The sequence below is a fragment of the Acinetobacter vivianii genome, from assembly GCF_014635885.1.
In the GTDB taxonomy this organism is placed as follows: domain Bacteria; phylum Pseudomonadota; class Gammaproteobacteria; order Pseudomonadales; family Moraxellaceae; genus Acinetobacter; species Acinetobacter vivianii.
This window is the reverse complement of record NZ_BMDR01000004.1, coordinates 448,084-470,925: the sequence shown is the minus strand read 5'-3', so window position 1 is coordinate 470,925 and position 22,842 is coordinate 448,084. Positions and strand designations below refer to the sequence as shown.

The window sequence follows — 22,842 nt, the reverse complement described above, 5'->3', positions numbered from 1 at the left end:
TTCATCAACCAGCCAGTTAATCCCTTCACTGCGCATCAGACGAGTCAGAAAGTCATAGTCGCTTTCATTGGATTGCATGATAAATGGACGGACGTCATAGTCTTGACTGAGTCCGCTTAAATCAAGCGTTAAGCTCGAGGCAAATAAGGGGCTTTTTTGTTGCCATTCTTTAAAGACAATTTCCACCACATCACGCACGCTTTTATTCATAAACACGCGGCTGTTACGGCGTTGTTTCCACAGTGCGGTTGGGTCTTCGAGCGTGAGTTTATAGAGGGTTAAGCTACCGTCAGACTGGCCTTGTAAGGCTTGAGTAATAATGCCTGTGACACGGCTCAGTTGGCCCTGATCGGTAACGGTGTCAATTGCGGCTTGGCTGCCAATAAATTGTTTAAGTGGAATGGCAGCATTGGTCGATAAACAGATCAGCTCTGCCTTAAAGCCAGCGTTTAATTCATGCTGACCATCGATACGTTGCAGGAAGACTTGGGAATTTAAATTTTGATTTGAAAATTGAATATGGATCGCACGTTTCTGTGCTGTGAGGCCTAAACTGTCCAGAGCCTTAAAAATATTGTTCAACATTTTTTATAGAACATTTCATTAAATTTGCCATATTTTACTCAAAAAAACGATTTAATGTCTATACAGTTCTGTCTATAGATGACAATAAATGTCACATTCTATTTATTTTTTTAAACTTCCTTGTTAACTACGCGATACGTCCTTATTAAAAAAGTTAAAAAATAAACACCTTGTTTTTCTTTAACTTAGCTTCAGATGATTTATTTTACCAAGCGGATGGCTTTTGCATAATGTGTTGGGTTGAGCCTGATCACCAATATGCTCACCACCACTACCATTGCCAAATGCCAAATCCAGCCAAGGGTATAACCACTTGTAAGACCGTGAAATACAGCAAGTAGCCAAGGTGCAATGGCTGCAAGTAAGAAACCACCACCTTGCATTAAGGCAGAAAGCTGACCTGCATGTGCGGGATCAGCCAGATGATCGAGCACCACAATCATCAGTAAAGCAAAACTGCCACCCAAGCCTGCCCCTAAAACCACGACCCATAGATAAGGCAGATATTCAGGGATAAAAGCCAAGCCCGCAAATCCAAGCAGTTGCATGAGCAAAGTTAAACCAATCCAGATCCGGCGGTCTTTATTAGTGCGGGATAAATAAGGCAATAGCAGTGCTGCCGCAGCTTGACTGAGTGTCAGTAGCGCCATTAAATTACCGCTCGCTGTTGCACTCCAGCCCCGCTCCTGATAGGACGGTGCCAGCCATGCCACGATTGAGCTGTAACCACCATTGATCAGCCCAAAGCAAAAAATCAACAACCATGTCCGTGGCTGTTTCATGAATACACCAACCGATGGAAGTTTGTATTGAGATTTTGCAGGTCGAGCTAAAAAACAGCTGGCAAGCAGCAATGCAGCAATGGCGGGTAAAGTGAAAATAGATAGACCAATTTTCCAGTCCCCGCTCACGCTAGTGACCATCGGCGCAATTAAAGCACCCAAAGCCCCGCCGCCCATCAACATGGCTGAATATAGCCCCATCATCGGCCCCAGATGATCCGCAAATTCTCTTTTGATCATACTTGGAAAGCAGGCTTGTACAATCGCCACACCTAAGCCAATGATGGCAGCAGTCAAAATCAAGAATCCACCATTCGGCACAATAAAACGTAATGCACATCCTAGACAGATAATTGCTAAAGCCGTCAGAATGGCTTTACGCTCACCCAGCGCACTTTGTATCGAAGGCCCAACAAAGGCAATGATTCCCATCAACAGCATAGGAACCAAAGTGAGTAAGGCAATCCCTTGCAAACTCAGGCCGGTCCCTGTTCGTATCGGATTCGCGACTGGCCCAATGCTGGTCATAAAAGGCCGTAAATTGAGTCCGACCAATGCCACAGTTGCGATCAGCATCGGACGATGATTAAAGGAGGTCATCATAATTTAGGCCAATGATTTCCAGTAAGCATATAAATCTGGTTTGTGCTCTAGCCGTACAGGGACATAGCGAATCTGCATCGATTGCTCTGCAAAAGGCTTGGCGAGGTCTGCATAAATTGCGGCGGTAGATAAGCCAAAGGGTTCACCTGCTTCATTTGAATAGGCGTAATTCACGGCCTGTATACCCGCCATACGCATCGCAGCCATACACATCGGACATGGATGGCCACTGGCAAAAACAATGCATCCTTCTAAATTAGCCGAGTTGAGCTGTTTGCTGGCAGCACGGATGGCCTGTAATTCTGCATGTGCAGTGGGATCATTAGTGCTGAGAATCTGGTTGACGCCAGAAGCAATCACTTGCCCATCTTTGACAATCACAGCCCCGAATGGACGTCCACCTGCCTCACTATTTTGATAAGCCAGTTCAATGGCCTGCCGAAGAAAATCTGTATCGTTATTCATGTTCATACTCTCAGCCTTATTTTGCACCAGCCGCCAATAATACATTTTCAATCGTCTTGTAACCGCGTGCCTGAGCATGAGCCAATGGCGTTACCCCTTCACGATCAGCGAGATTGACATTGGCACCTGCCTGAATTAGAAGGTCGACGATTTGCTGATATTGCTTATCACCATTGCCTAACATGATGGCTTCCAACAATGCAGTCCAACCCAGATTGTTGACATGATCAATCTTTACGCCTGCTGCAATCAGTGTTTTAACCGTTTCGACATGACCCCGCTCAGCTGCAGGAATCAATGCTGTACCGCCATATCGATTGGTACTTTTCAGGTCTGCGCCATGTTGCAACGTCATTTTCAAAATCTCTAAATGTCCTCTTGCACCCGCATAAAGATAAGGACTGTCCTGAATATTATCTTTGGCATTGACATCAGCTCCAGCCTGAATCAAAGCTTGCGCAGCCTGAATATTGTTGGCTCGTGTCGCAATCATCAGTGCGGTTGAGCCCGACGAGTCGCGCGCATCGATTTGGGCAGTTTTAGGCAACAATTGCTCGATTTGGGCCACATCATTTTGTGCCGCAGCCTGACGTAACGCATCATTGTGCATTGGATCTCCTGAGCTTGCATAACCGCATGCGGATAATGTCATCACCAAAGCAGCAGCGATTAGGGACTTGTTCATCGACTTCCTCCATGCAAATACCGAAAAGACAGCGAGATGCAGACAACGCTTTGAGTTGTAGTGATGTCATCCTTGCAATCAATCAATTTGTGACTTGAGCATAACGAGATTCATAACTATTTAAAAATTAAATTATTGAATCAAATGTATTAAGATAATGAATAGCCATTTAAGTCTTAAATGGAAAAATAATTCCAAACAATGAGTTATTGCGATGTTTGATCCACGCTTGTTACGCGCCTTTGTCACGATTATTGAAGCGGGCAGTTTTACTTTAGCGGCAGAACGCTTGCACATGACGCAGTCGACAGTCAGTCAGCAATTGGCAAGACTGGAACAAGCTGTGGGCAAACAATTGATTGATCGAAATGCCCGACCACTGCAACTCACCAGCGCAGGCGAATATCTGATTAGCTATGCTCGACGTATTCTGGCACTTCAGCAAGAGGCACAAAATGTGCTCGGTGATCCGACGGGCACCATCCCGATTCATATCGGCTTACCCGAAGATATTATGAATACCGATATGGCGCTGGCATTAAGTGCATTTAGCAAACAGCATCGGAGTATTCGCCTTGATGTGACCGCAGGACTGAGCCGTGATCTGATGGAAGGCTATCGAAATGGACAATTTGATCTGGTCATTGTCAAAGAAACCCTTGCCAGCGCGGATCATCATGCGACTTTCCCTGAAGAAATGGCTTGGTTTGAAAGTATTGATCATGGCGGAAACTGGTCAGATCCGATTCCACTGGTGACCTTTCCACAAGGTGGGCTATATCGGGAAGACATGTTTGAACGAATCGAACGTGAACGGCGACATTGGTATATTGCCTTTACCAGCAATAGTTTAGCCAGCGTACTGGTCGGCGTCGAAACTGGACTCGGCCTGTCGCTACTGCCTGTTGCAACTACCAAAGGCTATCGGGTACGTGAATATCTTCCATTAGGTAAGGCTAATCCGATGACAGTTTCGATCTATGCTTGGGATAAGGACGGTTTGGTGGCAAAGCTGGTGGAGCAAATGACCGCTGTACTGCAAAGACGTTTTGAAATGTCCAAAACAGAAAATTAAATCGTTAGCGTGAATCAAAAACTCAAATGATCCTTAAAATAAAAAGAGCAAACCTTTCGATTTGCCCTTTTAGATAAGATCGGAAATGCTTTAAAAACTAAATCCAATATTTAAATTGATGCGGTAAAGCCATTGGTCACTATACGGCGAAACGGTTGAGGTATAGCCTGTAGCATTTGAAGCCCCACCAATGATATTGGAGTTTTTACCCCAAGTGTAATCGGCCCATACCATAAATGGCGAAGCAATAAACATCATCCCTGTGGTATTCATTTGTGAAGCTGACCAATCATCACGCTTCTTGTCCATATAGCTATAGTCATTATAGAAACGGATGGCTTTGAGTTTACCCATATCCTGCACAGGCAAGGTATAAGCAAGGTTTAAACTGGCAACAGTGGCTTCCGAAGCAATGAAATATGCAGGTGTAAATCCATTATTGCCCATCAAGGTCACATCATTACTAACCCCATCTGGGTTTTTGGCATCATATTGATAATGAATCACAGAACTTTGTAAATTAAAGCGTTTGTAATTATTATCGGTATGTAGGCCTACCGCATAATACTGACCATTTTTATCAGTCGTTTTATTATGCAATTGCGCAATCGCACCTGAAACGCCAAACTCTTGCTTACCGAATTCGGTTTCCAGCTTGCGTACAATACGGGTATTAAATTGATGACGCTTTTCGTTTTGATAGGCTTTCTGATTCGGGAAAGCATTTTCTGAAAGATCGTCATAGGTTGCACTTTCAGGCGAGTAACGCAGACTGGTCTCCAGCATTTGCGGATAATAGCCGAGTTTTACATCCCAGTCCTTGTTATGAAAATTCCAGTTCAAACCTGGCGCAACGTTATTGCCGTAGCCGAGGAAGAATGGAATATGGTATGTCCAGCCATTCTGCGGATAGGGATAGATCGCAAAAGGTTTATAGACAAAACCTGCTTCTATACTGTTATTTTCATCTAGGTTATAGCCGACATAGGCTTTCTCGACCGAACGCTTTTCCTGATCTTGAAACAGATAACTGGCATTAAAATAGGCATCATCAAATTTGCCTTTTAAATCCACCCGAAAAATATCGAAATACAGCTTACCGAATCCACCATTCGGCCCTTCCCAATTTTCATAACGCTGATTGAGTCGCACCACACCACCGACTTGTACTGAATCCGTACCGTCTTCACTTTTCCATTCTAGGGCTGAGCTTTGTGCAAATACATTTGAACTGCTACCCAAATACAATGCAGCAAATAGCATGGCTATAGAGGTCTTTTTCATCTCTTGATTCCTTGGTTTTTGTTCCAACGATCCTGTTGGCTAGCTTTTTTGTTTTACCTATAAAACATAGTTTTTATCGCTTTATGGACAAAAAAATTTGCCCATAAAGCGGTCTTCACATCAGCACCGACTGCCAATGCTCAGCGGGATTAGTACAGTTTTTTCTGTGGTGGCCCTGCAAAGTTCAATGGTCCAATTGACTTCATATCTAGTTCAATTACGCTTGGACCTTTGAAATCAACCGCTTCCTGAATCACGGTCTTAAATTCATCCGCACTGCCCACTTTCCAGCTCTTCACCCCCATTGCTTCGCCTAAGACTTTATAGTCTGGGGTATGCAATTCATTGAAATACTGGCGACCACCGAAGTAGTTATTTTGAATACCGCGCATCACGCCATAACCACCATCATTCATGATCATCAGCACCATATTGGTATTTTCTTGCGCCATGGTTGCGATTTCGCCGATACCTAACATCAAACCGCCATCACCCACCAAGCCAATCACTTTCTTGTCAGGATTGGCAATCGAAGCACCAATCGCAGTTGCCAGACCTAGACCAATTGCACCTGCTAGAGAATGAATATTCTGGTTTGGCGCCTGTACTAGAAATAAACGGCTGCCCCAAGTGCTACCTGACATGGTAATGTCACGTACAAAAATGCCATCTTGCGGTAATGCAGCACGTAAGTGATCACAAATCAAGGCATATTGATCTAACTGAGTACGTAGCGCATCTATTGCCGCCTGTTTGGCCTGAACCACAGCTGCATCATAATCTGCGTCAACTTTTGAGATACCTTGCAGGCCCGTCAATACACGTTGCAGCACATCTTTGGCATCACCACAAATGAAATTACGAACTTTATAATTACGCTGTTGTGCGACTGGATTGGCATCAATCTGGATAATATTGTCAGGGAATTGCACTGAATAAGTCTTGGTTTCATTACTACGTAAACGTGAACCCACCACTACTAATAGATCAGCATCTTTAAGTAACTGCTCAACACCAGCCGAGTTATGGAATGCGCCTAAGCTACGTGGATGATCATCGGCCAACACGCCACGCGCATGTGTTGATGACACCACAGGAATCCCAAGATCAGCAATAGCTTTGACTTCTGCAACGCTATTCAACGTACCACCACCGATCCAGAACACTGGGCGTTTGGCTTTTTTCAGTTCTTCAATAATTAAGTCGACTTCGACCTGTTCAGCTTGTGGCAATTCAAGGGCTTTTACTGGCCCCAAGTTCAGTGGCAAATCGATTTCTGCTGCTTGCACATCAATCGGTAACTCAACGCTCACTGGCCCCATCGGTACTGTAGTGGCTACACGAATTGCTTCACGGATCACACCCACCGCATTGTCAGGACTGGTGATACGAAATGCAGCTTTGCTTGATGCACGTAAAAAAGTCAGCTGATCTTTGGTTTCATGAATAAAGCTGGCATCACGATCCAGATATTCACGTTCCACTTGCCCGGTTAAATGCAATACAGGACTACCTGCATTCATTGCTTCGATCAGTGAACCGACTGCATTACCTGCACCCGCGCCAGTACTGGTAAGCGCCACACCAAGTCCTTTAAAACGAGAGTGACCATCTGCCATCGTGACCGCACCGGCTTCACCGCGTGCCGCCACAAAACGGATTTTTTCACGGCGACCAACTGCATCAGCAATCGGCAAGTTATGGATCGAGATCACACCATAAATACTGTCTACTTGGTGTGCTTCTAAAACACGGGCGATGGCTTCGCCGACATTTACACGTTCTGTCATTTGTATATTCCTCAAAAACTGTTCATTCCATGAATGTATTAATTCGCCCAAGGATTTGGCTGCTCGCTTAATCCCATATAGATGCTTTTTTGTTGCATGTAAGACAAAATGCCTAAACGACCTTTTTCACGCCCGATACCACTTTCTTTAAAGCCACCAAATGGCGCTGAAATCGAGAATTTTTTATAGGTATTGATCCAGACCGTACCCACTTCTAAAGCACGAGCAATTTGCCATGCCTTACGATAGTTTTCAGTCCAGATGCCTGCGGCAAGACCAAAACAACTGTCATTGGCTTGTGCAAGCAAATCTTGTTCATCGTCATATTTCATCACCACCAGCACAGGACCAAAAATCTCTTCCTGACAGGTTTGTGCTGAATTACTTAAGCCTGTAATAATGGTTGGTAAGTAATAGCTACCTTTGGCAAACTCACCTTCGGTTAAGGCATGACCACCCACAAGGACTTGTCCACCTTCTTGTTTCGCGAGCTGTACATAGTCATCGACAGAAGCCAAATGCTTCGGGTTAATCAAAGAGCCGAGATGTACGCCTGCGGTTTCAGGGTGCCCAACACGCAAGCCTTTGGTGATTTCAACCAGACGACTGAGAAATTGATCATAGATACTGCTGTGTACAAACAGGCGCGAACCTGCAATACAGGCTTGTCCAGCCGAACTAAAAATACCGTAAGCCACACCTTTGGCTGCCAGTTCAATATCTGCATCTGGCAATACAATCGTTGGTGATTTTCCACCAAGTTCTAAAGAGGTTGTGATCAGTTTATCGGCTGCTAAATGTGCCAAATGACGACCTGTGGTGGTTCCACCCGTAAATGAAATCTTACGTACCAAAGGATGCTTTACGATTGCATCACCAATCACAGAACCGCGTCCGACCAATACACTGAGCAAACCTTTCGGTAAACCCGCTTCTTCAAAGATTTTTGCGAGTTCCAATGCAATCAAAGAAGTCACTTCCGCAGGTTTTAGAATCACTGCATTACCGCCCGCAAGTGCAGGTGCCAATTTCTGTACTTCACTGGCAATCGGCGAGTTCCACGGGGTAATTGCAGCGACCACGCCCACTGGTTCATGCACGCTCATGGTCATGAAATCTGCGGCACGTTGCGTGGTCAACTCGTCATTCAAGGTTTCGCAGGCAGCTGCTACATAACGCGCTGTTGCTGCCGCACTCATGGTCAAGGCACGAGTTTCAGCCAAGGGCTTGCCATTATCACGAGTTTGCAACTTTGAAAGTTCATCTACACGCGCTTCAATAATGTCTGCTACTTTATATAAAATACGGGCACGTTCATGCGGCATGCTGTTGCGCCACTCAGCTTTACGCCAAGCCGCATCTGCCTTTTCAATAGCTTCATTGACATCTTCCAGACTCGCCGTTGAAATTTCAGCATTCACCGATTGATCTGCTGGAAATAAACTTTGAATCGTAGCGCCTTTACCTAATCGCCATTCACCTGCGATATAAATTTCCTTTACCATCATCAAATCCTTTTAAATCTGAATTGCTTCAACACTATTGCGGCAAGCGCGAATCACACTTAATGCAGCCAAGGTTGAGGTTTTTGGATTACTCGCCAATGGCACACCGACCAGTTCAATGGTCATTTCACCGAATACACCTTCTGCCACAATGGTGTGCTTGTTTTTGTTGATGCTCGGATCAACCGTCAGCTCGACCATAGTGTTATCCATACCTAGTCCTGCCAGTGCAATCGTTGCTGCCACATTGGCATTGGCTGGAAACTTCAAAGCTGCTTCTCTTGCTGTGCCACGGAAGAAAACCGTTGCTTCGCTAACCTGATCGAGGTCAACCAACTGTTCCGCATAGCTACCACGCCAGCTTTTTGGACTCTTACAGCCTTTATAGGTGACCTTTTCCAGACCGCCTTCTTTGGCCGCAGAGATCCCATCTATCCCGGCAATTGCACCTGCCAATAAATGCAGATGCGCATCGTTTTGTTCTGCCGTTTTTTTCAGTTGAATTAAAAATTCGTTATCCGCCAAAGTCCCTACTGAAATCAGGCCAATGGTCCAGCCTTTTTCTAGAACTTTTTGCGCGTGTTCTTTCACAGCAGCCTGTCCTGCCACTTCAATCACATAATCAGGTGTCCCCTGACATTGTTCGATTGAACTAATCACTTGCACATCAGCCGCAACCTGCGCCTGTACTTTTTCTACACTGCGTGCAGGGACCACAATCCATTTAAGTTGCAGGTCTTGTGGCATGTGGGCATACACTTCTGCCGCCATCGCTCCAAAACCAATCATCATCAACTGCTTCATGTGAACACCTTATAAATGTTTGTTAAATCCACCAGAGACATCGAGTGTCGAACCTGTGGTATACGATGCTAAAGGTGATGCTAGGAACACCAAGGCACGTGCTGGCTCTTCTGGCTTGCCCAAACGTTGCATTGGAATGCCACGGTTTTTGGCAATGTTGCCTGTCCACTGTTCCCATGTTGTATTTGGATCAGAACGGGTTTCAAAACGGCGTTTCCACTGTGCTGATTCCACCATGCCCAAAAGAATTGAATTGACACGAACACCGTACTGGGTAAATTCATGCGCCAGTGAATGAGTTAAATTCAGCAATGCTGCACGTGCAGATGAAGTCGCAATCATGTGCGGTTCAGGTTGCAGTGCCAACAAAGAATTCACATTGGTAATCGACCCATATGCCGAATGTTTTAAATCGTTTAAGAAAGCACGTACTGGATGTAATACACTGAAATACTTCAGTTCAATTTCCTTCATCCAGTCTTCGTCTTGGGTATTTTCAAAATTAGATACACGCCCCTGACCTGCGTTATTGATCAGCATGTCGACATTGCCCAGATTCTGATTGACCTGTTGTGCAAAGCGTTTTACGTCTTCTTTATCCAAAACATTGCAAATACTGGTGAAGATGTTGGCATGCGGATATTTTTCTAAAATATACAATTTTGATGCTGCCAAACGCTGCTCATCTCGACCGCACCACGCCACCTTGGCACCTTCTGCAACTAAAATTTCGACTGCAGCCAAACCAATGCCTGACGAGCCACCTGTTACAACTGCTACTTTTCCTTCAACTTGGAAGCTCATATCCATATCTCTCGTTTAAGTCTTAATGTGCCGATAAAACAATGTCGTTAAACTGTTCAGGTTGATCGACATAACTCAGATGACCTGCATCTGTAATGAGATGACATCGGCTCAATTGCATTTCTATCGCAAGTTCCTTGATCGCTTGCGCAGGCGTAATTCCATCCTTGTCACCCGCAATCACCACACAAGGAACAGTAAGTTCTGTTAAATAATTTCGAATTTCGTCATACGCCAGCAAATAAGATGCTCGGGTAAAACCATCTAATGTCAGTTGCCCCATCACTTCACTGACCAAAGCCAGTGCCTGAGGTTCCTGTTTATAAATCAAATGCGGTCCACGGCTGGCAGCCATGCCTGCATTGCCCAAGCTTTTCAACATATTCGGGCGTTTTTGATAAACCTGTGCTTTGGTGTCTTCATCGGAACGTTGATAACCTTGTGCTGCATTGGCAATCACTAAGGTCTGTACCCGTTCAGGATAAAGATGGGCAAACGCACTGGCCTGTAAGGCCCCCAATGAATGTCCAATTACAACGGCTTTTGCAATGTTCAACGCATCCATCAAGCCCAATACTCGCTCCGCATAATCGGCTGCATTGGGTTGATCTGTGTTTAAGCCATCAGATAAACCATAGCCCGGTGCATCCCAGGCAATGACATGAAAATACTGACTGAGTGTCTCCAACTGATTAATCCAGGATGCTGAACCTGAGCTAATTCCATGCAGCAAAATCAGCGGCTGGCCTTGACCTGCTTCACGATAAGCTTGCACAGCGCCATTTACGGCAACGGTTTTGACTGGATAGTGAGTTAAACGCTCAATCAGTGTCATCATGTCATTCCTTCAACATTTATAAGATCAATCGGATTAACGTTTGATTTGAGACAATGGATGCTCAGGTGGATAGTTCGGGATGGTTGGTTTACCAGCACCCAACATCACACACATCAAGGCATCTTCCTGACCCGGATTGAACAGACCACGATAAATACCCGGTGGAATTGAAATCAGGTCACGCTCTTTCAGTCTGGTCTCAAATTTTTCCCCGTTATGTTCAATGAACAGGTCAATTTCGCCACGCAACATGAAAAACACTTCTTCAACATCGTGATGAATATGCAAAGGCCCTTCACATTGCGCAGGTAAAACCATGGTTGAAAAGGTAAAGTTTTCAGCTGGAACCGTATTGCCATCATTAACCACACCTGTTGCACCAGTACCCATATAACGCATTTGTGCACGACGATATTTCGGGTCATAGTCCGCTTGGAACTTCAAGGCATCAAAATCATATTTACGTGTTTCAAAGCGTGCGATACGTGTACTCAACCAGTCTTGTAAATTTGTACCTTCAGGTTGTGTCCATGATTCGAATTGTTGAGTAGTCATGTTTTAACTCCTAGGTTTTGTTCAATATTTTGATTAATAACGTTTCAATAAAGGAACTAAGAAGAATGATCCAATCACAGCGACGGCTGCCAAGAAGGTAATTCCTAAATTAAAACTATGTGTTTGCATCACGATGTAACCGATCAGAACAGGTGCAATTGCACTAGCAAAATTACCCATTCCGTTGAAAATTCCACCCGCAGTTGCACCAACATCGGCAGTTGTTACACGGGCAAGTAAAGCGAATACTGCTGCGACACCAAAGCCCCAAGCCATTGCGCTTAAAGACATTGCTGCGATCACGAGAATAGGATCGGTCATAATGACCATGACATACATAAAGATGCCTGCCACCAACAGGCCACTGAAAACCTGAACAGCACGGCGGCCTAACTTGTCAGAAAGGAAAGCACCGATCACTTCACCAATCAGCATGGCAATAAATGGAAGGCTTGAATAAACACCAAACTCTTTCAGGTTAAAGCCCTTGTCCTGAATCAGATAAGAAGGCACCCAGCTATTTAAGCCCCAGAGATAAGTCATCAATGCAATATTGAAAATACACACCAGCCAGAACGCACGGTTCTGTAATAGCACTTTGGTGTTGTGAATATGACCTTTGAAATTCAGGCGTTTGCTGGTTGATTCAAGTTCAATGGTTTTCTTGAGTTGTAAATTACGTAGACCAAATGCAATCGCCAGTAGCGCAACCACTGTTAAACCTGACATCACAAAAAATGTGGTGTGCCAGTCGTGCTTCGCAAGCACTGCGGCAGTAATTGGAAAACCCAGAAATGCACCAATCGGCGTACCTAGTAGGAACATGGTCGAAGCGCGCGCTTGCTGGCGATCGGTATAGGTTTGCTTCACGATGGCATACGCCAGTGCAAACAATGGTCCTTCAGCCAAACCGAGCAAAACGCGTAGGATCAACATACCGGTATAGTTGGTGGTAAATCCCATACAGAACATTAAAATGCCCCACGATGCGACGCTCCAGAACAGCATTTTCTTCGGATTAAAGATATCGCCGAGGAAACTCAAAAAGACCGAGGAAAAACCATAAGCCAACAAGAAGCTGGTCATGAGCCATCCGAGTTTTGCCTTATCTTGAGCAATCCCCATCGCACCTTGGAAGTGCGGGTCAGCAAACAAGACCGCGATACTGATTTTGTCGAAAAATGCCAGAACGACACATACCATCAGGACGAAAGCAGGAACCCAATGCTTTAATCCACTTTTTTCTTCATTACTCATACTTCATCCCTTCGATTGAGTCATGAACCGAATCTAATGTTTATGGTTTTAATTTCATTACATTAAATTCAGGGTCTGCTAATAATTTTGGGTCTAACTCGGTATTCGACTGCATCCAGCGCTTTGCCAGTTTGACCAGTTTTGAATCATTGATTGCGATCATGTTAAGTAAACGATTCTGCTCATCCAGATATAAATAACTGCATTGATCATCTGCGCTTTTACGAACCACAATCTGCCCTGTTTTTTCAGGTTGATAAGTGCCTAAAATCTGAATATTAAAGTGATACTGATCTGACCATAACCACGGAATATCGCTATATTCGGTTTCAATACCCAGCATTGATTTTGCAGCGGCAATGGCCTGATTCTGTGCATTGGCCCATGACTGAATGCAATACCCAAGCCCTGGATGAATCGCAACATCACCTGCGGCATAAATATCCTGGTCAGAAGTCTGTCCAAAACAATTCACCACAATGCCATCTTTCACGTCCAAGCCCGCATTGACACCAAGCTCTTTGGCAATATCAGCACCTGCACCTACAACCACACAATCAAACAGCTCACTTGCATTCGGATGATTGACCACTTCAACTTTTTGTTGACCCGCTTCAATCAAATGCAGATTTTTACTGTCTAAATGAATCTGTGTCCCTTGTTGCTCATGCATGCTTTTTAGAAAAGCAGATACATCAGGGCTAACACTACGTGCACAAAGACGATCGCCATATTCAAAAATATGAACCTCTTTGCCTTGTTTACGTGCCGTCGCTGCAATTTCCAGACCAATCCAGCCACCACCAATCACGGCTAACTTTTGCGAATGCTGCAAGATTTCGGCTAAACGCTCACAATCCTGAACATTACGTAAAGTCACCACATTGGGAATAAACTGCCATGTGTTCACAGGAACACGGGCACGGCTACCTGTGGCGATCAATAATTTGTCATACGGTAAAACCTGACCACTTTCCAGAACCACCTGCTTCTGCTGGCGATCTACCTGAGTAGCAACTGCTGGCTTGTGCCATTGGATATTAAAATCCTGCACCTGCTCTGGAGAAAACAGATGCAAGCTTTCATAAGTGGCTTCTTTTGAAAGTACCTGTTTTGACAATGGTGGGCGTTCGTAAAACACACGGTCTTCATTTGAGACCACATGAATTTCACCTGAATATCCATTCTGGCGCAAAGTACTGACTGCCCAACCTGCGGCTTGTCCTGCACCCACAATTACGATTCTTTCCATAGCTTGTTCTCCCTGCCTGATCTGTACTTATGCAGGTTTAACCTGACGACGGGTATGATCATCCAGACCGCCTTCAATCGCCCATTCTGTAAAGAGTTCCAGACGATGTTCTTCGATACGTGGTTGCCATTCTTCGGTCAGGTAGTCATCGTTGGTGTAATACTCAAATGCGCCACCAAGCGGTGAATTGACATACCAGAAGTAAGCTGAAGAAATCGGATGACGTCCTGGACCAATGAAAGTCGACCAATCAGAACGGTTCATATGCAATCCACCACCAATCACCTCATGGATATCCCGAACGACGAATGCAACGTGATTGAGTCCAGCAGGTTTATTTGGTACTGAAAGCAAGAACAGGTCATGGTGGAAACCTTTACCACGACAGCGTAAGAATGCACCACGATTGCGATAAGCATCTGATAAGAAGAAACCAAGCTTTTCAATATAGAACTGTTCCGTCTTTGCTAAATCAGGCGTGAAAAAAACCACATGACCAATCGCAACAGGTTGTCCTTTGTCATATACAGGACTTGCTGCATTGACACGTTGTACATTGCCGTACTGGTTAATGCCTTCTGTTTTCAATGCAGGTAGATCTTGGGTAAAGCTTTTCTGAAAGCGAATCGTCATACCATTCGGATCTAGACACTGCACCATATCCGCAGTCGCCTGATAACCCTCTACATCATTTAGACGAAGTGCTAAATTTGCCAAATCCTGTGCCGCATCATCTAGCCCCCAAGTCACTTCACGTAAAGTTGAACCTGACTCAATGGCTTTTGGTAAACGATGATCATCACAATCAAATAAGTAAATCTTGCTACCGTTTTGTGTCTGGTAAAGATCCGTCCCTTCAATATCTGACTGACTTTGCTTGAGACCGAAATCTGCCAAAAATTTATTCGAAGCAGCTCGGTCTTCAACGCCAAACTTTAAAATCTCAATCCCTGTAATCATGAGATTACTCCTTAATTAAAGACAAAACCGCCATTTACTGGAATATTCTGTCCTGTCACAAATGAGGACAAATCTGATAGTAAATAAAGGGCTGTTCCGTTCAAATCCTGTGGTAATTGCTGACGTTGAATCGCACGACCATTCACATATAAATCATGGCGTTCTTGTGGCACATAAGCTGTTGCCTCAACCAGAGTCAATCCCGGTGAAAGCGTATTAATACAGATATTGAATGGTCCAAGTTCTCTCGCCATGGAACGTGTCATTGCGGTTAATGCACCTTTGCTCGCGACATAGGCCATGAGGTTGGGAGCACCCCACAATGCTGTATCCGAAGCGACATTAATGATCTTGCCTGCACTGGACTGTTTGAGATAAGGCACCGCAGCCTTGGTCACGAGCCAAGTCCCTTTCACATTAATGTTCATGACACGATCCCAAAGATCTGCGTCATAATCCATCATGCTTTTACCCCCCACATTGGTTGCAAGTGCGGCACAATTCACTAAACCATCCATTCCGCCCATGCACTCAGCTGCTTGCTGAACTGCTTGCTGGATCGAGTCTGCATTTGCCAGATCAATGCTCACCGCATCAACCTTTAAGCCTTGTGCTTGCAAAGCAGCGGCTTCTTCTTGTACCAGATCAGTCAAGATATCAGCCATGACCACTTGAGCGCCTGCTTCCGCAATCGCTTGTGCAAAGTCTCGACCCAAGCCTCTTGCCGCACCTGTGACAAGGACTTTTTTGTCCTGTAACAATGCGACATTAACCATGAACTTCTTCCTGCATTTCAATACGGTTTGAGGTATTCAATGCTGCAATTTTCTTTAACTGTTTTTCCGCTTCTTTCTTCATTAAACGGCGTAAACGAGAAAGGCCCACATCATGTTGATAAAGGAATTCGTGTTGACGGGCATTCGGCGCAAGATTTTCTAAAATAATGCGATCCTGTTCCAATACATCCCAATGCAATTTTTCTAAATGGTTGCGGTAAAGGAAGCGCCAGACATTACGTTGCCAGCCACTGACTTTACGACAGCGCCAGAAAAATACACGGGTATTGTTGGCATCAATTGGCGTTGCATAACCCACGATCCAGAACTCACCACCTGGCCCAAAATCTTTACGATACGGAATTGAGAGGCGTAACCAGCTTGCACCAGTATTGGCATATTCAACCCAGTCAAAATTCACCCCAATTTGGCCTTCTTTCTCAAAAACAAAACCATTTGGCGTTGAACGGTGTTTCATTTCCGCAGTACGGTCGCCCTCTGCCATTGAGTGTGACGTGCAATGCAAATAACTACCATGCATCGGATCCATGACGTTATCAATCGCATACTGATGATTTACTTTCCAGTCCGCCTGACATAAGAATGAACTCCATTCTTCACTTGCCAGTTGTTCAGGAAAATCTAGCGGCTTAGGTGCTTCATTAGCATCAATACCAAACCACATGAAAATTGCACCATGCTGCTCAATCACTGGATAGCTTTTGACACATGAAGTACCTTTCATTGGACAATCATGTACCGCAGGCACATCTTCCACAACGCCATCATGGCGAACTTCAACACCGTGATACCAGCAAGCCACACGATTGCCCAGATTCCAGCCTAAAGAAAGACGTGCTCCACGATGCGGACAGCGATCTTCCAAAGCATGAACCTGACCTTCTGCATCACGCCAAACCACGATATTTTCACCTAAACGGGTAATACCGACTGGATTTGCAGCCACTTCCCAGCTTGCTAACACAGGATGCCACTGATCACGTAAACCTAAATCTAAATACTCTTCTACACTTGGAGTAACTGATACTGCTGCGTTCATCACTATTCTTCCTTGAATTAATAACCTAAACGTTGCATTTCTTCTGAGAATTTTTCAGAAGTCCAAAGCTCACCAGATTCACAGCGAAAACCTTGCTGATTTAAAGACTGGACTAAATCAGTGAGTTCAGTGACGCCTGTAGAAAAGGCTTTGATGAGATGTTGAACAAAATCCTGTTCATAGACAGTTGGCTCTTTATAACGTGTTTGCCAAACCAGTAGCTCTGCCTGTCCCGGTATCTGAATATTGTTAATCCCTGCTTCGGTCGCTGGCGTGGCATGAATCCAGTTCGCTAGCTTCTCATTAAAAGTTTTCATGAGATTCCATCCTTTAAAATAAAACTTATAGTTGAATTTGAACGTCCTGCCCTTCAACACGTACTGGATAGGTGCACAAATCACGGCATCCTGGTCCACTCTTCAACTCACCTGTCTGGATATCAAAGATCGCCTCATGCAATGGGCATTCCACTGTTTGATCTTCGATAAAGCCTTCTGTTAACAAGGCAAAGGCATGTGGGCAAACATTCTCGATGGCAAAGTAATTATCATCGATGAAAAATACGCCAATTTTCTTACCGTCGACTTCAATGGCTTTCGGCTCGTCTTCGGTGATGTCGTCTTGCTGACAAACTGAGATCCAACTCATCCTTGCATCCTCATTTGTTTTATATATAAAACATTATTTGATATAACAAACTTTAGATAAGAATACTCCCATGATGTTTTTTCTGTCAAATTAAATATATTTTTAAAATTCAATAACTTGATTTTTAGAACACATTCTTTTACGTTTTACTAAAAAAATTTTGTTTTATATATAAAAAAATATTTAAACAATCTATTTGCAGTTACAATAGAATCCTAAGAAAACGAAATGTACTAATTTGCGATTTTTTGATAGGAAAATTGAACACATGAATTCAACAATTGAAACAGACTCCCAAGAATCTGATGCAATAAAAAATGAGGAACGCTATTTAGTCCCTGGCTTAGTGCGTGGTTTGGCAATCTTGCAAGCGTTTAACCAGCAAACCCAAGAAATGACTATTACTGAAATTGCCGAAGTTCTCGATGTAAACCGTTCCAGTGCTTTCCGTCTGATCTATACGCTGGAGTCTTGTGGCTTTCTACGCAAAGCTTCACAGAAAACGTATGCTTTAGATTCTAAGGTTATGGAGCTTGGTTTTAATAGCCTAGCCAAACAGTCATTACTAGACTTGGCAACACCGCTAATGAAAGAGTTACGCGATCAGACTCAACTTGCCGTGCATCTTTCTATATTAGAAGGTACGCATATTGTGTTTATTAACAATATTCAATCCAATGGCACATTCACCAGTAATATTGGCCTAGGCACACGCTGGCCTGCCCATGCAACCGTGATTGGACAAATGCTGTTAGCGGATCTAACAGAAACAGAAATTAAAGAGCGCTATAAAGGTTTTAATCAATGGGACACTTTTTCAGAGTTAACCCCGACCAATCTTAAAGCATTGTTACAACGCCTGAGTTTCGTTAAAACCCAACGCTCTATGGTGAGTTGGGGCCATTACAATCACGACATGGCTGCCTGTGCTGCTCCGATTTATAAACAATCCACCCATAAAATGGCTGCCGTTTTATCCGTGAGTTGCCCACTCGGTAGTTATGATGAACACTATTTTAGAAATGATGTTGCCGAGGCGGTCATTCAAACTGCAGAAAAAATTTCTAAATTTATTTATTAATGATCAAAAGCAGCAATTTTCGCTGCTTTTCTTTTATCAAAAAATCATTAACCTAAATTTTAAGCTTAAGCATCCGTTTTTAATTTACTTTTTAAGCGCTTATCCATTAACTGAAACAGTGGTCGAGACAGATTCATCATCCATGTCGGTGTCGTATTTAATAATGCATTGGCAACCAGCCCCGCTTTACTGCTGACCCGATAAGATTTCCCTTCTATGGCTTTTACAATCCATCCCGCTGCGGCAGGCGTATCCAGCATTTTCATATGTTTATAAATGGCTGTTTTCGACGACATTGGCGTTCTTACCATTGGAAAATACACGATACTGACATCAATGCCTTTGTCCTTTAATTCCATCGACAAAGAACGGGAAAAAGATTCAAGCGCAGATTTACTGGCGAGATAGGCCGAGAACAAAGGAATCGGAACTTGCGTCGACATGGTTGAAATATTCACGATATGCCCTGCACCATTTTTTATAAAATGAGGTAATAAATGCAGTGTCATATTCACAGCAGCAAAATAATTAATCTGCATGGTGCGTTCATAATCATGTAAACGATCAAGTGACTCAAGAATAGGACGTCTGATTGAACGTGCAGCGTTATTGACCAAAACATCAACTTTATCATGCGCTGACAATATCTGGGTTACGCAAGCCTCCAGCTGTTCCTGATCGGTAATATCTGCTGGATAGATCGAAACATCTCCACCCTGAGCTTGAATCTTCGCCTGAATGCGCTGTAACTCTTCAGCTCGACGGGCAATAAGACAAACTTTCGCACCTGCTTGAGCGAGTTGAAGTGCGGCTTCTTCACCGATCCCACTTGAAGCACCTGTAATAATGATGGTCTTATTGCTTAAATTCATTGTTTTTCTCCAGCAGTTCAGTATTTAGATCACTACATCGTTGTCATTCAAAAATGTAAGCGCTTTTAATCCTGAATACCAATGAGTTTATTCAATACAAAGAAGAGAGAAAAATTATCCTGTTGTTTTAGCGAGGTTAAAATTCATTTAGAAGGATGAATAAGTTTTAATTTTTTAACTAAGCGTAGAAAATAGATTAAAGTAAACATATAGATTTTGATGGTGTTTTCATTGTGATATAAGTTTGAGCATAAGCAGCTAAAATGACCATAACGGTGGCAATACATACCCGTTATGACCAAAAAAGCATAAATCCATGATATTTGAGTCGGCTAACGCTTGGATATCATGAGGTTAAGATCCGAGTTTAACACTCACATGCACCAAACATATTGTAGACAAAATTGACCGGTGCATCTTCAGGATAGACTTCCGTATCTTTCACCATAAACAAAAGGTTATCAGACAATACAATTAAAGAGCTTCCACTTCGACTCAAGATAACACCCTTGGCTATCTCCTCTTTCACCTTATTAATATAGCTATCAACTTTAATGAAAAATACTTTTCGTCCTGCGGTTATCTCAACTGGATTAATTTTTTTATATAAACCACATTTCCCACACACCCATTTCTTCATTTTGCAATCTCAAAATAAAAGAAATTATAATAAAAATCATAACTTAATAATTAACACAGAAAGCAATTAAAATTACCACTATATTCATTTCTGAAAAATCAAGCAAAAACACAAAAATTTAAAAATAAAAACACTATAGGACAAATATCAAAAAAAACTAACATTTAAAAGAATAAAAAATATAATTGAAAAATATAATAAATATGGATTTTCAAAAATGTCTTCTCTAGAAAAAATATCAATAATAGCGCTTATAGGGCATCTCACCAGTTTGACGATAGAAAACTATTCTATTGCAGAAAAGTTCTTTACCAAAGACTTTTGCTATATCGATCAACAAGAAGATAAATTTATCAATATGATTTATTTTTTCTTAGAAAATATCAACGATAGAGATCACAATTATCAAATTACACAGATGAAGGAAATTTCAGATCAGGTTCACCTTGTACATCTTAAAAATGAGATCTTGATTGAGCCGCAACCTTATCACGACCTACTCAATCCACAGGATACATTTATTCTCATTATAAAAATGATTGAGGCTCAACCTAAGATATCTTATGTAATCGACCTTAAATATAAGGATTTAAATCCAATCTATTCGGTTCTAAATAAATTCACCTAAATGTGAATAAGAACAAAAATAACTCAATATAATGCTTATAATAGCAATTAAATCACTTTAATAGCAATTCAACTTAAAAGCAATCAAAGTCAAAATTATGCTAAACCAGTGTTTGTTTTATTAAAAAGAATATAAGCACCTACCCCTCTCCAAAAGAAATGCTATCAAATATTACAAATTAATTACAGTAAAAATAAAAAATATAGTGAAAAATAAAGCCTTAATTTGGCAGAAATAAACAACAAATTTAAAATAAATTATTATTTATGACTCAACATATATTTCTTAGCCCATTATTTTTTATGCAAATTTATTTTATACTAAATGTTTTTTTCAAAAAATATAGCTTTAGATCTGAGATTCAATCTCTATAAATATCATTTACGATTACTCCTCTCGTTTGGCTCACTCAATGAGAGATACGTAAAAATAAGGCCTCTATCTATAACGATGAGGCCTTATTTTTTGCTGTTATTTAAGTCAATCCAAATGCATCACAACTGCCCTGTTATTTTTCTGCTTACGCGTCACAATCAGGCCACAGATCACAACACCGACCGTGACACTTAAAGATAATGTTGTTTCATAACTATATTGCGGTGAAAAGAACATATAAGCCAGTACACTCAGGATAATAATGATCACAAACCACGTCAGCCAAGGGAATAGCCACATTTTAAATGGGACTTCTGTTCCAGCTTTTTCCAGTTTTGCTCTGAGACGCAATTGTGAGAATGCAATCACCAGATAAACCAGTAATGCAATTGAACCAGTACTTGAGAGTAACAGTCCAAAGACCTTCCCAGGAAATGCATAGTTGATGATACAGCAGATTAATCCAATAAATGTAGATGAAAATACAGCCACAGCTGGCACACCTGCATAATTAATCTTGGTAACTTTGCTTGGCGCTTCATGTCGAGTGCCTAAACGGAATAACATACGGGATGATGTATAAATAGCTGCATTCATACAACTCGCAACTGCAATAAACACCACAGCATCAATAATGAGTTTAGTACCCGGTACATTCAGGCTCATGAGTACATATTGGAAGGTTCCGTATTTTTGCAAATCGGGTGAACGCCAGTCGACCAACGCAACCGCAATAAACATGGATACCACGAAGAAAAGAATAATGCGGTACAGCACCAGATTGGTGGCACGTCTGATTTTTTGTTGTGGATTCGAAGATTCTGCAGCAGCAATCGAAACGATCTCAACGCCAAAAAATGAAAATGCCGTAATCAGGATCGCCGCTAAAATCCCACCCACCCCATGTGGCATAAAACCCGCATTGTTATATAAATTGGCAACCCCACTCACATTTTGTGCTAAAGGCCAGAAACCGGAAATCGCTAATACACCAATAATAATAAATGCAATAATGGCAACCACTTTGATTAAAGAGAACCAGAACTCGAATTCACCAAAGCTTTTGGTACTGAAAAAGTTGGCTAGACTGAGAAAAACAATAAAACAGAAGGCATAAGTAGAAACTGAAAAATAAGGAAACCATGAATATAAAATTTGAGCGCCAGCAATAGCCTCAACAGGAATCGCCAATACCCAGAACCACCAATATAACCAACCAATGGTAAATCCCGCCCACGGGCCAATCGCTTTACGCGCATAAGTTGAAAATGAGCCAGTATCGGGTTCCAATACTGCCATTTCACCCAGCATTCGCATCACCAGAAACACCATGATACTGGTGGTCAGATAAGCAAGAATGACCGCTGGGCCTGCCTTGGCAATCGCTGCCGATGAACCAACAAATAAACCTGCACCAATAACACCGCCGATACTAATCATTGTAATGTGGCGATTTGAAAGTCCTTCGCCTAATTTTTTTGTTTTAACATTATCCATATTTTATTCCTTAAAATAATT

At 42.7% G+C, this 22,842-nt stretch carries 24 protein-coding genes; 3 read left to right on the top strand and 21 right to left on the bottom strand.

Translation table 11 applies throughout. The annotated features are described in order from the left end of the window. From IEV36_RS11060 to IEV36_RS11045, 4 genes are all read right to left on the bottom strand, one after another. The coding region (locus tag IEV36_RS11060) for a phage late control D family protein (protein WP_188393547.1) at positions 1-585 on the bottom strand (585 nt) is incomplete at its 3' end. Between the two features lie 200 nt (positions 586-785). After that, a complete protein-coding gene (locus IEV36_RS11055) occupies positions 786-1,970 on the bottom strand; it encodes a cyanate transporter (protein WP_005258242.1) in 1,185 nt (394 codons plus the stop codon). A 3-nt stretch (positions 1,971-1,973) separates the two neighbouring features. After that, on the bottom strand, positions 1,974-2,435 hold the full coding sequence (locus tag IEV36_RS11050) for a nucleoside deaminase (protein WP_005258244.1): 462 nt from the start codon (positions 2,433-2,435) through the stop codon (positions 1,974-1,976). A 16-nt stretch (positions 2,436-2,451) separates the two neighbouring features. Continuing rightward, the gene (locus IEV36_RS11045; protein ID WP_373869383.1) at positions 2,452-3,087 is read right to left on the bottom strand and encodes an ankyrin repeat domain-containing protein; all 636 of its coding nucleotides are present in this window, start codon (positions 3,085-3,087) and stop codon (positions 2,452-2,454) included. Between the two features lie 247 nt (positions 3,088-3,334). On the opposite strand from IEV36_RS11045, the gene IEV36_RS11040 reads away from it, so the two are divergent. Continuing rightward, positions 3,335-4,195 carry a LysR family transcriptional regulator gene (locus tag IEV36_RS11040; protein ID WP_005258247.1) on the top strand — a complete coding sequence of 287 codons (861 nt, stop codon included), beginning with the start codon at positions 3,335-3,337 and terminating at the stop codon, positions 4,193-4,195. A gap of 90 nt (positions 4,196-4,285) precedes the next feature. Here IEV36_RS11040 and IEV36_RS11035 read toward each other — a convergent pair whose 3' ends face one another. From IEV36_RS11035 to IEV36_RS10970, 14 genes are all read right to left on the bottom strand, one after another. Beyond that, the gene (locus tag IEV36_RS11035) at positions 4,286-5,479 is read right to left on the bottom strand and encodes a hypothetical protein (RefSeq protein WP_005258249.1); all 1,194 of its coding nucleotides are present in this window, start codon (positions 5,477-5,479) and stop codon (positions 4,286-4,288) included. Between the two features lie 149 nt (positions 5,480-5,628). Then, on the bottom strand, positions 5,629-7,269 hold the full coding sequence (locus tag IEV36_RS11030; protein WP_005258251.1) for a thiamine pyrophosphate-binding protein: 1,641 nt from the start codon (positions 7,267-7,269) through the stop codon (positions 5,629-5,631). A 38-nt stretch (positions 7,270-7,307) separates the two neighbouring features. Beyond that, a complete protein-coding gene (locus tag IEV36_RS11025) occupies positions 7,308-8,774 on the bottom strand; it encodes an aldehyde dehydrogenase (protein ID WP_005258252.1) in 1,467 nt (488 codons plus the stop codon). 12 nt (positions 8,775-8,786) lie between these two features. Further along, on the bottom strand, positions 8,787-9,578 hold the full coding sequence (locus IEV36_RS11020) for an aspartate dehydrogenase (protein ID WP_005258255.1): 792 nt from the start codon (positions 9,576-9,578) through the stop codon (positions 8,787-8,789). Positions 9,579-9,587: 9 nt separating this feature from the next. Beyond that, a complete protein-coding gene (locus IEV36_RS11015) occupies positions 9,588-10,382 on the bottom strand; it encodes an SDR family oxidoreductase (protein ID WP_005258258.1) in 795 nt (264 codons plus the stop codon). A 22-nt stretch (positions 10,383-10,404) separates the two neighbouring features. Further along, positions 10,405-11,220, bottom strand: coding sequence for an alpha/beta fold hydrolase (locus IEV36_RS11010; protein ID WP_005258260.1), 816 nt, complete (start codon positions 11,218-11,220; stop codon positions 10,405-10,407). Positions 11,221-11,253: 33 nt separating this feature from the next. Then, on the bottom strand, positions 11,254-11,775 hold the full coding sequence (locus IEV36_RS11005; RefSeq protein ID WP_005258261.1) for a cupin domain-containing protein: 522 nt from the start codon (positions 11,773-11,775) through the stop codon (positions 11,254-11,256). Positions 11,776-11,808: 33 nt separating this feature from the next. Continuing rightward, on the bottom strand, positions 11,809-13,032 hold the full coding sequence (locus IEV36_RS11000) for an MFS transporter (RefSeq protein ID WP_004772867.1): 1,224 nt from the start codon (positions 13,030-13,032) through the stop codon (positions 11,809-11,811). Positions 13,033-13,072: 40 nt separating this feature from the next. Then, positions 13,073-14,284 (bottom strand): NAD(P)/FAD-dependent oxidoreductase, encoded by a 1,212-nt coding sequence (locus IEV36_RS10995; protein WP_005258262.1) that lies wholly within the window; start codon positions 14,282-14,284, stop codon positions 13,073-13,075. 27 nt (positions 14,285-14,311) lie between these two features. Next, the gene (locus IEV36_RS10990; protein WP_004772869.1) at positions 14,312-15,244 is read right to left on the bottom strand and encodes a VOC family protein; all 933 of its coding nucleotides are present in this window, start codon (positions 15,242-15,244) and stop codon (positions 14,312-14,314) included. Between the two features lie 11 nt (positions 15,245-15,255). After that, complete coding sequence (locus IEV36_RS10985) at positions 15,256-16,020, bottom strand: SDR family oxidoreductase (protein ID WP_005258263.1); 765 nt, start codon at positions 16,018-16,020, stop codon at positions 15,256-15,258. Then, positions 16,013-17,080 carry a Rieske 2Fe-2S domain-containing protein gene (locus IEV36_RS10980; protein ID WP_004772872.1) on the bottom strand — a complete coding sequence of 356 codons (1,068 nt, stop codon included), beginning with the start codon at positions 17,078-17,080 and terminating at the stop codon, positions 16,013-16,015. Before IEV36_RS10980 ends, IEV36_RS10985 begins: the two co-directional genes overlap by 8 nt. Before the next feature lie 17 nt (positions 17,081-17,097). Then, positions 17,098-17,397 carry a recombinase-like helix-turn-helix domain-containing protein gene (locus IEV36_RS10975; protein WP_004772875.1) on the bottom strand — a complete coding sequence of 100 codons (300 nt, stop codon included), beginning with the start codon at positions 17,395-17,397 and terminating at the stop codon, positions 17,098-17,100. 25 nt (positions 17,398-17,422) lie between these two features. Continuing rightward, the gene (locus tag IEV36_RS10970) at positions 17,423-17,728 is read right to left on the bottom strand and encodes a non-heme iron oxygenase ferredoxin subunit (protein WP_004772876.1); all 306 of its coding nucleotides are present in this window, start codon (positions 17,726-17,728) and stop codon (positions 17,423-17,425) included. 268 nt (positions 17,729-17,996) lie between these two features. Between IEV36_RS10970 and IEV36_RS10965 the strand changes: the two genes are divergently transcribed. Further along, positions 17,997-18,809: an IclR family transcriptional regulator gene (locus IEV36_RS10965; RefSeq protein WP_004772879.1), complete on the top strand. Its 813-nt coding sequence runs from the start codon at positions 17,997-17,999 to the stop codon at positions 18,807-18,809. Between the two features lie 65 nt (positions 18,810-18,874). On the opposite strand, the gene IEV36_RS10960 is transcribed toward IEV36_RS10965, so the two are convergent. Then, positions 18,875-19,681, bottom strand: coding sequence for an SDR family NAD(P)-dependent oxidoreductase (locus IEV36_RS10960; RefSeq protein WP_005258264.1), 807 nt, complete (start codon positions 19,679-19,681; stop codon positions 18,875-18,877). Positions 19,682-20,048: 367 nt separating this feature from the next. After that, positions 20,049-20,321, bottom strand: coding sequence for a hypothetical protein (locus tag IEV36_RS10955; protein ID WP_005258265.1), 273 nt, complete (start codon positions 20,319-20,321; stop codon positions 20,049-20,051). Positions 20,322-20,538: 217 nt separating this feature from the next. On the opposite strand from IEV36_RS10955, the gene IEV36_RS10950 reads away from it, so the two are divergent. Then, a complete protein-coding gene (locus IEV36_RS10950; protein ID WP_004772884.1) occupies positions 20,539-20,949 on the top strand; it encodes a hypothetical protein in 411 nt (136 codons plus the stop codon). Between the two features lie 480 nt (positions 20,950-21,429). Here the strand turns inward: IEV36_RS10950 and IEV36_RS10945 are convergent, their stop codons facing one another. Then, positions 21,430-22,821: an amino acid permease gene (locus IEV36_RS10945; RefSeq protein ID WP_005258267.1), complete on the bottom strand. Its 1,392-nt coding sequence runs from the start codon at positions 22,819-22,821 to the stop codon at positions 21,430-21,432. Positions 22,822-22,842: the final 21 nt, after the last annotated feature.

Coding starts and splice junctions, on each gene's coding strand:
- IEV36_RS11055 (WP_005258242.1), bottom strand. CDS start 1,970: ATGATGACCTCCTTTAATCATCGTCCGATGCTGATCGCAACTGTGGCA.
- IEV36_RS11050 (WP_005258244.1), bottom strand. CDS start 2,435: ATGAATAACGATACAGATTTTCTTCGGCAGGCCATTGAACTGGCTTAT.
- IEV36_RS11045 (WP_373869383.1), bottom strand. CDS start 3,087: ATGACATTATCCGCATGCGGTTATGCAAGCTCAGGAGATCCAATGCAC.
- IEV36_RS11040 (WP_005258247.1), top strand. CDS start 3,335: ATGTTTGATCCACGCTTGTTACGCGCCTTTGTCACGATTATTGAAGCG.
- IEV36_RS11035 (WP_005258249.1), bottom strand. CDS start 5,479: ATGAAAAAGACCTCTATAGCCATGCTATTTGCTGCATTGTATTTGGGT.
- IEV36_RS11030 (WP_005258251.1), bottom strand. CDS start 7,269: ATGACAGAACGTGTAAATGTCGGCGAAGCCATCGCCCGTGTTTTAGAA.
- IEV36_RS11025 (WP_005258252.1), bottom strand. CDS start 8,774: ATGGTAAAGGAAATTTATATCGCAGGTGAATGGCGATTAGGTAAAGGC.
- IEV36_RS11020 (WP_005258255.1), bottom strand. CDS start 9,578: ATGAAGCAGTTGATGATGATTGGTTTTGGAGCGATGGCGGCAGAAGTG.
- IEV36_RS11015 (WP_005258258.1), bottom strand. CDS start 10,382: ATGAGCTTCCAAGTTGAAGGAAAAGTAGCAGTTGTAACAGGTGGCTCG.
- IEV36_RS11010 (WP_005258260.1), bottom strand. CDS start 11,220: ATGATGACACTGATTGAGCGTTTAACTCACTATCCAGTCAAAACCGTT.
- IEV36_RS11005 (WP_005258261.1), bottom strand. CDS start 11,775: ATGACTACTCAACAATTCGAATCATGGACACAACCTGAAGGTACAAAT.
- IEV36_RS11000 (WP_004772867.1), bottom strand. CDS start 13,032: ATGAGTAATGAAGAAAAAAGTGGATTAAAGCATTGGGTTCCTGCTTTC.
- IEV36_RS10995 (WP_005258262.1), bottom strand. CDS start 14,284: ATGGAAAGAATCGTAATTGTGGGTGCAGGACAAGCCGCAGGTTGGGCA.
- IEV36_RS10990 (WP_004772869.1), bottom strand. CDS start 15,244: ATGATTACAGGGATTGAGATTTTAAAGTTTGGCGTTGAAGACCGAGCT.
- IEV36_RS10985 (WP_005258263.1), bottom strand. CDS start 16,020: ATGGTTAATGTCGCATTGTTACAGGACAAAAAAGTCCTTGTCACAGGT.
- IEV36_RS10980 (WP_004772872.1), bottom strand. CDS start 17,080: ATGAACGCAGCAGTATCAGTTACTCCAAGTGTAGAAGAGTATTTAGAT.
- IEV36_RS10975 (WP_004772875.1), bottom strand. CDS start 17,397: ATGAAAACTTTTAATGAGAAGCTAGCGAACTGGATTCATGCCACGCCA.
- IEV36_RS10970 (WP_004772876.1), bottom strand. CDS start 17,728: ATGAGTTGGATCTCAGTTTGTCAGCAAGACGACATCACCGAAGACGAG.
- IEV36_RS10965 (WP_004772879.1), top strand. CDS start 17,997: ATGAATTCAACAATTGAAACAGACTCCCAAGAATCTGATGCAATAAAA.
- IEV36_RS10960 (WP_005258264.1), bottom strand. CDS start 19,681: ATGAATTTAAGCAATAAGACCATCATTATTACAGGTGCTTCAAGTGGG.
- IEV36_RS10955 (WP_005258265.1), bottom strand. CDS start 20,321: ATGAAGAAATGGGTGTGTGGGAAATGTGGTTTATATAAAAAAATTAAT.
- IEV36_RS10950 (WP_004772884.1), top strand. CDS start 20,539: ATGTCTTCTCTAGAAAAAATATCAATAATAGCGCTTATAGGGCATCTC.
- IEV36_RS10945 (WP_005258267.1), bottom strand. CDS start 22,821: ATGGATAATGTTAAAACAAAAAAATTAGGCGAAGGACTTTCAAATCGC.